The 13,899-nt window shown below is 38.7% G+C and carries 7 protein-coding genes; 6 read left to right on the top strand and 1 reads right to left on the bottom strand.

The genetic code is table 11. From position 1 onward, the window contains the following. Positions 1–71: 71 nt before the first annotated feature. From J7E57_RS08640 to J7E57_RS08630, 3 genes are all read left to right on the top strand, one after another. A complete protein-coding gene (locus tag J7E57_RS08640) occupies positions 72–3,551 on the top strand; it encodes a malectin domain-containing carbohydrate-binding protein (RefSeq protein ID WP_251029862.1) in 3,480 nt (1,159 codons plus the stop codon). A gap of 152 nt (positions 3,552–3,703) precedes the next feature. Beyond that, complete coding sequence (locus J7E57_RS08635) at positions 3,704–5,218, top strand: sodium:solute symporter (protein ID WP_251029861.1); 1,515 nt, start codon at positions 3,704–3,706, stop codon at positions 5,216–5,218. A gap of 57 nt (positions 5,219–5,275) precedes the next feature. Next, positions 5,276–6,208 (top strand): dihydrodipicolinate synthase family protein, encoded by a 933-nt coding sequence (locus J7E57_RS08630; protein ID WP_215127064.1) that lies wholly within the window; start codon positions 5,276–5,278, stop codon positions 6,206–6,208. A 613-nt stretch (positions 6,209–6,821) separates the two neighbouring features. Here the strand turns inward: J7E57_RS08630 and J7E57_RS08625 are convergent. Continuing rightward, the gene (locus J7E57_RS08625; protein ID WP_057935132.1) at positions 6,822–7,691 is read right to left on the bottom strand and encodes an AraC family transcriptional regulator; all 870 of its coding nucleotides are present in this window, start codon (positions 7,689–7,691) and stop codon (positions 6,822–6,824) included. 224 nt (positions 7,692–7,915) lie between these two features. Here J7E57_RS08625 and J7E57_RS08620 point away from each other — a divergent pair, with 224 nt between their 5' ends. From J7E57_RS08620 to J7E57_RS08610, 3 genes are all read left to right on the top strand, one after another. Further along, on the top strand, positions 7,916–9,550 hold the full coding sequence (locus tag J7E57_RS08620; RefSeq protein ID WP_215127062.1) for a fucose isomerase: 1,635 nt from the start codon (positions 7,916–7,918) through the stop codon (positions 9,548–9,550). Positions 9,551–9,560: 10 nt separating this feature from the next. After that, entirely contained in the window at positions 9,561–10,229 is a 669-nt protein-coding gene (locus J7E57_RS08615) for a DUF3826 domain-containing protein (RefSeq protein WP_215127060.1), read from the top strand. A 506-nt stretch (positions 10,230–10,735) separates the two neighbouring features. Beyond that, positions 10,736–13,888, top strand: a complete 3,153-nt coding sequence (locus J7E57_RS08610) for a SusC/RagA family TonB-linked outer membrane protein (protein ID WP_215127058.1) — start codon at positions 10,736–10,738, stop codon at positions 13,886–13,888. The last annotated feature ends 11 nt before the right edge of the window (positions 13,889–13,899 follow it).

The following is a 13,899-nucleotide window of genomic DNA, read 5'->3' as shown; positions in this document are numbered from 1 at the left end:
GTACCTTGGCTAGGTGCCTTGGTTTGAGCCCGCACGAACCAAATAGAATTCAATTTAAACGGTTGTTTTTCTTGCTGTTATGCTTCATCAATTTATATGGAGCCAATTACCTTTATGCACAAAGCCAAACTAGGAAAGACATTTTATTAAATTCCAATTGGCTCAGTATTGCCGATGAAAAAAACAACAATACTTTTGATGGTTTTCAGTTAGCCAGCTACAAAACCTTAAACTGGAAAAAAGTAAATGTTCCGCACAACTGGGACCAGTACGAAGGCTATCAACGGAAACTTCATGGCAATAAACATGGTTTCGCCTGGTACCGTAAAACGTTTAGAACCAATGAAATTAAGCATGGGAAACGATTCTTCCTGTATTTTGAAGGTGTTGGTTCTTATGCAACCATTTGGCTAAACGAAAAAAAAGTAGGCTATCATGCCGGTGGCAGAACAACTTTTACTTTGGATGTCACTTCAGCCATCAAATTAAATAACCAGGAAAATGTGCTCGCTGTAAGGGCAGACCATCCGGCAAATATTCAGGATTTGCCCTGGGTTGATGGAGGCTGTTCTACAGAACGTGGTTTTTCAGAAGGTTCACAACCGATGGGGATTTTCCGTCCGGTTCATTTAATCGTAACAAACGATATTCGAGTGGAGCCTTTTGGTGTGCACATTTGGAACGATAATAAAATCTCAGAAAAGGCTGCAATTTTGAATCTGAATACCACAGTTAAAAATTATAGTTTAAAGCCTAAGAATATTTCCATAATTAATAGATTGCTTGATCAAAGAGGAAAGCAGGTTAAAGAATTAAAGAAAACAATAACTGTTCCTGGTGGTAAAGAAATCCAGATCGATCAGCAGACCGACAAAATTATTCACCCTAAACTTTGGTCATTAGAAACCCCATATCTCTATACTTTACAAACTATGATAATGGAGAACGGAAAAGTTGTAGATGAGCTGAAAACCCCTTATGGAATCAGATGGGTCAGTTGGCCATCCGATACCTATCGGATCGGCGATCAGGTGGATCATAAACAGTTTTTATTAAATGGAAAACCCATTTTTATTAACGGGATTGCAGAATATGAACATTTAATCGGGCAGAGTCATGCTTTTAGTAATGAGCAGATCAGTTCGAGAGTTAGGCAAATTAAAGCTGCTGGTTTTAATGCTTTCCGCGATGCACACCAGCCGCATCATTTATTGTATTCTGATTATTGGGATAAAGAAGGGATTTTATGCTGGACCCAAATGGCTGCTCATATCTGGTATGATACACCCGAATTCAGAAAGAACTTTAAATCACTTTTAACAGACTGGGTAAAAGAGCGCAGAAACAGTCCGGCAGTTGTTTTATGGGGTTTGGAAAACGAGAGCACTTTGCCAGAAGATTTCGCAAAAGAATGTACAGAGCTGATTAGAAAACTCGATCCGACAGCTTCATCACAAAGAAAAGTAACCACTTGTAATGGTGGAAAAGGAACGGATTGGGATGTTCCCCAAAACTGGACTGGCACCTATGGTGGTAATCCGCTAACTTATGGAGAAGATCTTCAAAGGCAGGTTTTGGTTGGCGAATACGGTGCCTGGAGAACAATTGATCTTCACATGCCTGACGCCAATGGAAAAGGGTACACAGAGAACAAAATGACGGATTTAATTGAAACCAAGGTGCGTTTAGCCGAATCGGTAAAAGATAAAACCGCGGGTCATTTTTTCTGGTTGTACAGCTCACACGATAACCCTGGCAGGGTGCAAGGCGGAGAAGGATTGAGAGATCTGGATCGGGTAGGCCCGGTAAATTACAAAGGTATGTTTACACCTTGGGAAGAACCTACTGATGTATTTTATATGTTCAGGGCAAATTATGCACCAAAACAAACTGAACCTATGGTGTATATTGTTTCGCATACCTGGCCTAACCGCTGGAACAAACCGGGTATAAAAGACAGTATAGTGGTTTATTCTAACTGCGATGAAGTAGAACTTTTTAATGATGTAAACGGCAAATCTTTAGGTAGAAGAAAACGTGGTACAATCGGCACACATTTCCAATGGAACAAGCCTGATATCCGGTATAATGTATTGTATGCCGTGGGTTATGTACATGGAAAAGCAGTTGCCAAAGATAAAATTGTGCTACAGAATTTACCCCAAAGTCCAAATTTTAATGCTTTAATAAATGATAAAAAATTAACCGTTCCGGTACAGGGATATAAATATGTATATCGTATAAATTGTGGCGGTGGAGATTATATTGATACCAATGGCAATCAATGGTCAGCCGATCGAAATTTAAGTGCTCCTGATAACTTTGGCTCAACCTCTTGGACCGCGGATTTTACCGGTGTTCCAACATTTTTTGCTAGTCAGCGCCGTACTTTTCAACCTATAGACGGGACTAAAGATTGGAAGCTTTTTCAAACTTTTAGATATGGCAGAGATCGGTTAAAATATCATTTTCCTTTGCCAGATGGAGAATACCTGGTTGAACTTTATTTTATAGAACCTTGGTTGGGTATGGGCGGAGGTTTTGATGCCAAAGCCATGCGTTTATTTGATGTTGCATTTAATGGTAAAACGGTTATTAAAGATTTAGATATCTGGAAGGAAGCAGGAAGTAACACTTTGCTAAAGAAAACGATTAAAACGACTGTTAAAGGTGGCTTTTTGGATATCAATTTCCCAGAAGTAAAAGTTGCACAGGCTGTAATTTCGGCCATTGCAATTTCAGGTCTAAATCAAAACATCCAAGCTGCACCATCAAGTAAAGCACTCCTGAGCAAAATTAAAAATGCAACACCATGCGATTGGTTGGATATTGGAGAAAAACAGTTTAAAGGTGAAAATTCAACTTTTACTGATCTGCCTTCGAATTTATACGGTGCCGAGTGGTTAAAGGCAACACGCGGACAGGAAAGTATCGAATTTACCGCAACTGATACTGTAGATACGTTTGTAGCACTGAATATCAATAGTAGTGTGCCTCAGGGATTCGAAGACACCAAAACCTCATTAACCAATAGTAAGGATGAAATATTTAATCTTTATCGGAAAAGACTCATTCCGAATGAGCGCATAATTTTTGACGGTAGAATAGCCACCGTTTTTGTATTACCTGTTACCCATTTACAGCCCGCTTACGATTTAAAAACCACCATTACATATAAAGCTACTGATGGTGTTTTAGAAGGCAGGGAGGTTGTGAAAGCAATTTTGATGGATAAACAGCGTGTAATTTTCAACGCAGCTAACCAGGGGAGTTTAACCTGGCAACTGACAGTTGGTGTTGCCGATACCTATTCATTAACCATCAAATACCATAACCCATCAGAACAGCTTTTGAAAGGGAAACTGGAGTTTTTATCGGCAGATGGTACATTGATGAAAACCGAAGTGCTTGAATTTGCACCAACTAAAGCTGGTAAATGGAACTACCTCAGCACCAACACGGGGAGCATGATTAATGCAGGGACTTATCAACTCAAATTGATTGCTACAGAAACCAAAGGACTGGCAGTTGATGCTTTAGATGTTCAATAAGATAAGATGGTACAATATGTGGCCAAAATCTTATATTAATGTTGATATTTAGACATGCATATTTGTTTTAACCAAATTAATAAACGAGCCAACAGATAATGAAAGGACTTCCTGTCGTCGATCTTGCAATAATCTTCATTTATCTTTTTGGAATGATATTAGTTGGGGTTTATTTTTCGAGGAAAAATAAAAATTCCGAACAATTTACAAAAGCTTCGGGCCTGATTCCCGGATGGGCGATAGGTTTATCTATTTATGCAACATTTTTAAGCAGTAATACCTTTTTAGGCGTACCCGGAAAAGCCTTTGGAAGCAATTGGAACGCATTTGTATTCAGCATTTCAATGCCCTTGGCCGCTTGGATCGCTTCAAAATATTTTGTACCCTTTTATCGGAATACCGGCGAAATATCGGCCTATACGCACTTAGAAAAACGTTTTGGTGCCTGGGCGAGGGTTTATGCAGTGGTGTGTTTCTTGTTGACACAATTGGCCAGAATGGGATCGATATTTTTTGGAATTGCCTTGAGCTTACAAGCACTCACGGGCTATTCTATGCAGATGATCATGATCGTAATGGGCATTTGTATCATTGTTTATACTGTTTTAGGAGGAATTGAAGCAGTAATATGGACAGAAGTGGTACAAGCTGTAGTGAAGACTTTTGGCGCCTTGCTTATTCTGTATTTAATCATTTCGAATATGCCAGGGGGAGTTTCAAAGATTGTAGAGATCGGGAAATCGGCCAATAAGTTTAGCTTAGGTAGTTTTAAGCTCGATTTTATAGGATCATCGTTTTGGGTGGTACTGCTCTACGGATTTTTCATCAACCTGAACAACTTTGGGATGGACCAAAACTACATTCAGCGTTACCATACGGCATCCTCTAGCAAAGCAGCTTCGAAATCGATCTGGTTGTGTGTGTGGTTATATATCCCGGCATCATTGCTCTTTTTTATTATAGGATCTTGCTTGTATGCCTATTATGAAATTAATCCAGAATTGGTGCAGTCGATAAAACACCAGGTAGCTATTGAGCGTTTGCCTTTACATGCTTCGGCAGCAGAGGTGTTGAAGGTACAGAATGCATTGGCGCCAGCAGATTATGGCGATAAAATTATGCCTCATTTTATGGTGACTAAAATTCCGATCGGTTTGGTGGGATTGATTGTTTCTGCCATCTTATCGGCAGCCATGAGTACCATAAGTTCAGGAATGAATGCCTCGGCAACGGTGTTTTCGGTCGATATTTATAAAAGATATTTTAAACCTGATGTAACCGAGAAACAGAATTTATCACTGTTACACTTGGCCACAGTTGGCTTTGGTTTATTGGGTATGATTGCTGGCATTGCCATGATCGGTGTAAAAAGTATTTTAGATGTATGGTGGGAGTTATCGGGTATTTTTGCAGCAGGAATGTTGGGGCTGTTCCTTTTGGGTATCATCAGTAGGCAAACTAAAAACCATGAAGCCATAACAGCAACAATAATCGGCATTGCCGTAATTATATGGATGACATTTTCTTCACTTCTTCCTCCAGAATATGAAGTTTTTAGAAATCCTTTACATAAAAATATGATTATCGTGATCGGCACTTTAACCATTTTTTTAGCAGGGCTTTTCCTGACGAAAATTAAAAATAGAAAAACTAAAACAGCCCATTAAAAACCATTCTGGTTTTATCAGGCAATTAAATAGAACAATTTACCATATCAGAATATAATGGAAAACTCACAAAAAGGGTTCATCCCGGTAATGCTCACGCCTTTTTTAAGCAATGGGAACATCGATTACCCAGCCCTTACACAGCTTACCGAGATTTATTTACAGGCCGGATCATCAGGTTTATTTGCCAATTGTCTATCGAGCGAAATGTTTGAATTGAATGGTAAAGAACGAATTCAGGCCATAAAACATGTGATTAAAGTTGTTAATGGCGCCGTGCCAGTGGTAGCCACCGGAACTTTTGGTGGCGTGATTTCCGAACAGGCCGATTTTGTAAAAGAGGTGAGCGATGCAGGAGTGGAGGCCGTAATTGCCATTACAAGCTTGTTGGCCGATGAAAGTGAATCGGACGAGGTTTTTAATGATCGTGTTTTCGATCTGATCGATCAAACAGATAAAATTCCATTGGGATTTTATGAATGTCCGGTGCCTTATAAAAGGGTATTAAAACCTACTCAACTGGCCGATTTTGTGTCAACCGGAAGAGTGATTTACCATAAAGATACCTGCCTGGATCTTGGTCAGATTAAAGAAAAACTGAAACTGACCGAAGGCAGGGCTTTTGGATTGTACGATGCCTATATCGTGCATGCGGTAGAATCATTAAAAGCTGGAGCTTCGGGCTTATCGTGTATTCAAGGTAATTATTTCCCTGAATTGATTGTTTGGCTTTGCGATCATTATAATGATGAAGCTTTTAAAGATGAAGTACAGGTGGTACAACAGTTTTTAATCGATAACATGGACGTAATGCATAATGTTTATCCAGTGGTGTCGAAATATTTCCTGCAAAAGCGCGGGCTTAATATCTCGACTTTTACCCGCAGAAATGTTGGCTCGTTTACGCCAAGCGTAGTTAAAGAAGTAGAAACTTTGTTCGATGATTATACTGCGCTACGCAACAATCTGAATATTAAGGTTTTTATATAGACTCGGTCGTCATCCTGAACTTGTTTCAGGATCTATTTTGCCAGACCTGATCGGTTTGCGTTAGGGATAGTAAGGGTTCAGTGCCGATTTTCATCGGTACCGGAGCGAAGCGCAGCCCTGAGCCCGACCCTTTCCAGTATTTCACGGGATTGGGTAACGCCCAAATCAGTTGGCAGTTTCAATTTTCGGTTTGCAGTTTTTATGTCTGGATTATTTGGAAAGCAGGGGTTGGTACGTTTCGGTTACGGAAGTCCTGCTACCGCTGCAAGTCCTCGCTCGTACCTCGCTGTGGGCTTTTTCGCTATATCAGGTTTAACCGGCAAAGATTTTCGCAGTATCAAACTGGGATAACAAAGGCAAAAAAAAAGACTAGCACATATGTCATAATTCCGCGTTAGGGATTGTAAGGGTGCAAGTACCGATCCTTCATCGGTACCGGAGCAAAGCGGAGCCCTGAAAAGCCCGACCCGTTCCCGTATTTCACGGGATTGGGTAACGCCCAAATCAATACGCAACTTATAGTTTTCCTTTATTGTTCTCGCTTAAAGCTGTTAGCTTTCTAGATCTCTCCATGCTGCTTCGTTATAACCGAAATAACAATTTCTATAAAAAGTTAATTCAAATACTTCCTTTTATAGTCCAAAGGCGTCATCCCCGTAACCTTTTTAAAGTGCCTGTAGAAATTAGATACATTATTAAAACCGCAATCAAAACAGATCATTTCGGTTGGTAGCTTGTTTTCAATTAAAAAACGGCAGGCATGACTCACCCTAATTTCGATCAGGAAATCATAAAAGGTCTTCTTCGTCATCAGTTTAAAATACCTGCAGAAAGAAGTTACACTTAAGTTACTTAAAGAAGCCACTTCTTCTAATGTAATATCCTTTTTATAATTACTCAGGGTATAATTACATATTTTATTGATACGGAGTGTTTCAGACTCATTGCTTTGATAGAATGTATTTTTACTCGTTACAATTGTCGAAAATTCATCCGTCTCGGCCAACGTCTTAAGGATAGATAAGAGGATAATGATCCGGTCTAAATTGGTTGCATCAACTGCAGCCCGCATTAAATCAACCAGTTTATCTTTAGCTTTCCCTTTAATTACCATTCCGCTTTTTGCTTTTTCGAATAATTTCGGAATCAGGTAAGCTTCAGGTAAAGTAAGCATGTATTTCCCCAAACAATCGGGCAAGAAATGAATCACCATGGCTTCGGTTGTAAGATCTGGATTGTTTTGAAAGTATTCATCTTTACAACGCCAGGTATGCGGCAGATTTTCGCCTAAAAGCACCATCTCATCTGGCACAAAATTACTGATGTTATCACCGATAAAACGAACGCCTTCTCCTTTGATTACATAATGCAATTCTAGCTCAGGATGATAATGCCAGATATTCCCAAAATCGGGTTTGATATCATGACGGATACTAAAGGAACTTTGTAAGGTAATTGGAACTTTATGAAAATGAGGTTTCATGTAACTAATAAATATTTGGTTAGGGCTGTATTACAATATTCTACAAATTGTACCACAGCGGTCTAAAGTTAACGAGTTTAATGATAACATCCTATATTAATTTGATAAAAACTATCAGAAAATAGTGTTTTTCATTGTTGAGTTTTGTATATAGCCATATAGGCGTAACCAAAATATAAGCTGACAAATTATTTTTATATAAATTATTTGTTCATTAATAAATTATGAGACAAGGTAAACAAGGAGAAATTCTACTGGTTTCAAGTGGCGATCTACGGCTTTCAGCAAATCAAAATTGCTGGGCTGCTCAAGTCGAAATGGAGCGAAAATTAACTTTAGCCATCGAACAATTTGGCTGGAAAGTTAAACGTGCCCATTCATACAATTCAACAAAAAAACATGGCTTTATCGATTCGCAAAGAATGGGCATGGATATCTTTAGAAATATTGATCCCAACCAACCTATAATTGTAGCAGAAAGTGTTTGGCAATACTCACATCATGTACTTGCAGGGCTTACCACACATCGTGGCCCGATACTAACCGTAGCCAACTGGAGCGGACAATGGCCTGGTTTGGTAGGCATGTTAAATCTGAACGGTTGCTTAACCAAAGCGGCAATTCCGTATAGTACTTTATGGAGTGAAAATTTTACGGATGATTTTTTTACCGGTGGCCTGCAAGAATGGCTCACAACCGGCAAGGTCAGTTACGATCAAAGTCATGTAAAAAGTTTTGCCTTAAGTAAGATCCCACTAAGCGACGACAAGAAAGGAAGGGCTTTTGCCAAGAGCTTAAAAGAGCGAAAAGTGATCATGGGCGTGTTTGACGAAGGCTGCATGGGTATGTACAATGCTATCATTCCCGACGAACTGCTGCACAAAACCGGTTTCTTTAAAGAGCGTCTAAGTCAATCGGCATTATATGCAGGTATGCTGCAGGTTACCAATGGTGAAGCAGAGGCTGTTTTAGATTGGCTTTTGCAAAAAGGAATGACCTTTAACTGGGGAACTGAAGAGGAGACACAATTAACTAAAAACCAAACCCTCGAACAATGTAAAATGTATATCGCCGCCCTGAGGATTGCTGATAATTTTAGCTGCGATACGATTGGAATCCAGTATCAGCAAGGATTGAAAGATTTAACTGTGGCCAGCGATTTAGTGGAGGGTTTATTAAATAACGAAGACCGTCCGCCGGTATTTTCTGTAGATGGTAAAGAACTTTACCCAAAACGTGCTTTACCACATTTTAACGAAGTAGACGAATGTGCCGGCTTAGATGCCTTGGTAACCTACAATCTTTGGAAAGAATTAGGAATGACCGGAGAAAACACCCTTCACGACATCCGTTGGGGTGAATATTATAAAAATGATGATGTAGACGGTTTTGTTTGGCTGTTTTTAATCTCAGGAGCAGCACCACCTGCACATTTTATTGATGGTTATGCCGGGGCAAGCAGCGATAGGCAGCCAGCTATGTATTTCCGTTTAGGTGGTGGATCATTAAAAGGCATTAGTAAACCAGGTTTCATTGTTTGGAGCCGTGTTTATGTAATGGATAACGAGTTACATTGCGATTTGGGCGTTGGAGAAGTAGTAGCTTTGCCTGAGGCCGAAACCAAAAGACGTTGGGACGGAACAACACCCGAATGGCCAATTATGCATGCCATTTTAAAAGGCGTGAGCCGCGATCAGTTGATGGCCAGACATAAAGCCAACCATATTCAGGTGGTTTATACCAATTATGAAGCCGGCGCGCACGAAGCTTGCCGCATTAAAGCAGCTGCAATGGATGAACTTGGCTTAAAAGTGCATTTTTGCGGAGATGTGAACCTGAAAAAAATAAATACAATTTAAATATAAAGACATGAAATCATCAATTTTAGCCTTATTGTTAACCTTCTCGAGCATTACAGCAATTTTTGCTCAGAACAATCCTGTGAACGATAAAGAAGCCTATGTGAAAATGATTACCGAGCGTTCGGCTAAAATTGTTGCCAATCTTGGAATTACAGATGCGAAGAAAACCGAAAAAGTGACGGTAATCATCAGAGATCAATATAGCAATTTAAACGACATCTATGCCGCACGCGACATTCGTGTTAAAACAATTAAAGAAAAAAACAAAGATAATGAAGTAGAACGCGATTCGGCCCTTGCTAAAGATAGCCGTGTAGTAGAAACATCATTAGCTAAACTGCATAAAAAATACATCAGCAAACTTTCTGCGCAATTAACCAATGAACAGGTTGACCTGGTTAAAAATGGCATGACCTATAGTGTATTGCCAATTACTTATAAAGCCTACCAGGAAGAGATTTTAACATTGACGGATGAGCAGAAAAAACAAATTTTAGTTTGGCTTACCGAAGCACGTGAACATGCTATGGATGCAGAATCGTCAGATAAAAAGCATGCCTGGTTTGGAAAATATAAAGGTAGAATAAATAATTACTTATCAGCTGCCGGATACGATTTAAAGAAAGAGGGAATAGAGTGGGAGAAGCGTAGAAAAGCAAAAGCGCAAACAAACTAGCATGGCTGATGGAGCGTATTTAAACGCTCCATTATTTTTTATATTTTTTATTCAAGAATATTTCATTTATATATGAATTTATACTTATATTGTATTGTGAATAAAATCACTAAATAGTTTATAACGAGAAGGTTATTTTATGCTGATAAAATTGTATAGTAACCGGAGCCATTTAGCTTAAACAATGGGTTTTACTTCATTAATTTAAAGATAAATATACTTTCTAACCAATAATTATTTAATCCAAAAACAGAAATATGGGCCATCACAAAGACATTTAGTGTTAGACAGATAATTTTAAATAACGCGATCTATTTCTTTTGCCTAACTAGCAAGCTGTAAAAAGCAAAAAAACAAACAAACCCATCCTTAACCGGAAACACTATTGAATAAACTGTATAAGGCAATTGCCATTACAGCTTGTATGCTAAATGAAATTGATCAAGCACAAGGCCTGATTGATGTCAGATTAGTTGTATTAGTAAAAAACTAACCAAATAACGAATATGAACTCAAAATTTTTACGAAAAACCTCATGGGTTTTAGTGCTCATGCTAATCACATATACCGCTGTTTTTGCCCAACAAAAGCAGATTACCGGTAAAGTGGTCGACAAAAAAGATGGGCAGCCCGTTCCTGGTGTTACTGTTGGGATACGCGGCAAAACCAATAATGTAAGTACCAACGATAAAGGAGAATTTGCATTGATAGCAGATCCTGCAACTGATGCATTGGTTTTTTCTTATGTTGGGTATGTTAGACAAATCATTCCACTGGCAGGGAAAACAAATTTAACCGTAAGCTTTGTCGAAGACAGTCAGAGTTTAGATGAAGATGCAGTTGTTGTTATCGGTTACGGAACCAAGAAAAAGTCAGAAATCCTTGGTGCTGTAGCAACGATTACTGGCGCTGAAATTCAAGATGTTCCTGCGCCTAATTTAGCAGGTGCATTGAGGAATAGAATTGCTGGTGTTGGCGTAAGTCAGGCTTCGGGTAGACCAGGTTCGGCAATTACTTTAAATATTAGAAACTCTACTACTACCACTGCGGCGGCCGGTACCACAGATGAGCCACTTTATGTTGTAGATAATATCACGGTTACCAGAGAAGCTTTCGATAATATCGATGCTTCTATGATTGAAAATTTAACATTCTTAAAAGATGCTTCTGCTGCAATTTATGGTGCTGCTGGTGCTAAAGGTGTTATTCTGGTAACTACAAAAAAAGGAAGAATAGGTAAACCCAGCATCACTTACAATGGTTATCTGGGTATTTCTGATGCGATTAAGGTGCCAAAGATGTTATCTGGATATGATCATGCATTATTATTAAATGATACATTCCGTTCTCAAGGTGCTGCTGCATCGGAATACTTTGCTCCTGAAGATTTGGAATATATCAAAACGTTGGATTATAAAAGCTGGTACGACGAAGTTTGGCAAGCGGCTACCACACAAAGACATAATATCGGTATTTCTGGTGGGAGTGATAAAATTACCTTTTTCGCAGGAGGAAGTTACCAGGGCGAAAATGGAAACTATGCAGGAATGAAATTTAATAAATATTCATTCAGAAGTGGTGTAGTAGCAACTGTAGCGAACGGATTAAAAGCTGATGTAAACTTTAATGTTGATTATGGTACAAAAGAACTTCATCATAATTCGCAAGATAATGATGCACCCTTTTTTGAAAGACTTATCACAATTCCAAGATGGGTACCAATTAGTATTGACGGTAAATATGTAAACTACAATTTCAATAATAGCAGTGTTAATCCACTAGCAGTTTCTGAATCAGGCTATTATAATAACGGTTCAAATAAATCATACCGTATCAATGCCTCATTAACTTATGAGCCAACCTTTTTGAAAGGACTTGTAATTAAAGGGCAAGTTTCGCAATCAAGTGGGTCATCAAAAAACACGCAATATGTAGCGCCATACACCTTGTACAACTTTGTGAAAAGAGGGAATAACCAAGAATTATTTACCAATCAATTACCAACTGCTACAGCAGCCACTTTTCAGCCAACAAGTGCAGCAAATTCTACTATAACACCTGGCTTAGCGGATAACAATAGTTATCAATTTTTTCTAACGCTTCAATACAATAAAACTATTGGAAAACACACTTTTAGTGTTTTAGCTGGTGCCGAGCAAAGCGAGGGTAACACACAAAATTCAACTGTTCGTTATACAAATCAACTCATTCCCGGTGTAGACCAGTTTTGGGCTTATGACATCAACACTTTAGTAGCATCAAATTTAGACAGAACGGCAGTTTCTAAACGTTCTGGTTTTGCTCGTTTTAGTTATGATTTTGATAAAAAGTACTTAATTGAAGGTATTGCCCGTATCGACGCATCGTCTAACTTCGCTTTAGGGAATCGTTGGGGTGTATCGCCAAATGTTGGAATTGGATGGGTAGTAAGTCAGGAGAATTTCTTTAAAAATAGCAATGCACTCAGCTTCATCAATTTCTTAAAAATAAAAGCAAATGTTGGTACTACTGGTGATGACAGGGTTGGGGTTCGTTTATGGCAAGATAGATTCCAGATTGATGTAACCAATGGATATATCTTTGGAAATGCCAATTCAAACAGTTTAAACCGTTCACGTCTGGCAAATCCTGATATTACCTGGGAAAAGAAACGAACGATCAACGTGGGTTTAGAAACTTCGATGTTTAACAACAAGCTAGATATTAGTATTGAGGCATTCCAAAACTATACTTACGATGGTTTCGAATTGGGTGCAAATAATCAATATCCACAATATTTTGGTACTCAGGCACCCGTATTAAACTACAGACAGCTTTATAACTGGGGTTCTGAGTTCAGTATTGGGTACAAAGCGAAGCTTGCAACAAATTGGAATCTTAGTGCGAGTATGAACTTCTCTTATGGTAACTCAGTTACAGACAGAATTCTTTATACACCAGGAAACTTAATTAATAATACATTTCCCAACTTACAATTGTTCGGTACCGATCCACGTAAGTACAATACCAGCAATTATGGTCTAACTAACCTGGGCATGTTCAGAACTCAGGGTGAAGTTGATGCCTGGATGGCGAAATATCCTAACTACAGGATTTACGATAAAATTCCACAAGCGGGGTGGTTGTATTATGAAGACACCAATGCTGATGGAGTAATCTCTGATAGCGATTTGGCGCCTTTGTATAACAACACCAATGCATTTTTTTCTTCTGGTATCTCGTTAAATTTAACGTATAAAAACTTCAGTTTAAACACGAATATCAATGCACGATTTGGTGGTAAAATTTTCTACGATAGCAGAGCGAGAACAGCTCCTTCAAAAACAAGAAATACGCTGGATATCTGGACAGATCGCTGGACACTAGAAAATCCAATGAATGGTAAATATCCAAGATTTGATGATCCATCATTAGGAATAAACTCTGATTTCTGGGCTGTTGATGGAACTATGATCCGTATCAATACCATGACTTTAAGTTATAAAGCACCTACTGCTTTTGCAAATAAATTAGGAATTGGTGGGGCCCGCATTTTACTAACAGGAAATAATCTTTGGACCATTGTAAACCCGCTACCTTATAAAGATCCGTACACTTCAAGTGCATGGGATTATCCAATGTTGAGAACCATATCCTTAGGTTTAAGTGTTAACTTATAATTTTTTGAGCA

Origin of the sequence: Pedobacter sp. ISL-64 (genome assembly GCF_018613605.1) — a bacterium.
Taxonomy (GTDB): Bacteria; Bacteroidota; Bacteroidia; order Sphingobacteriales; family Sphingobacteriaceae; genus Pedobacter.
Note: the sequence above shows the minus strand (reverse complement) of the source record. Positions and strands in the feature narration are given on the sequence as shown.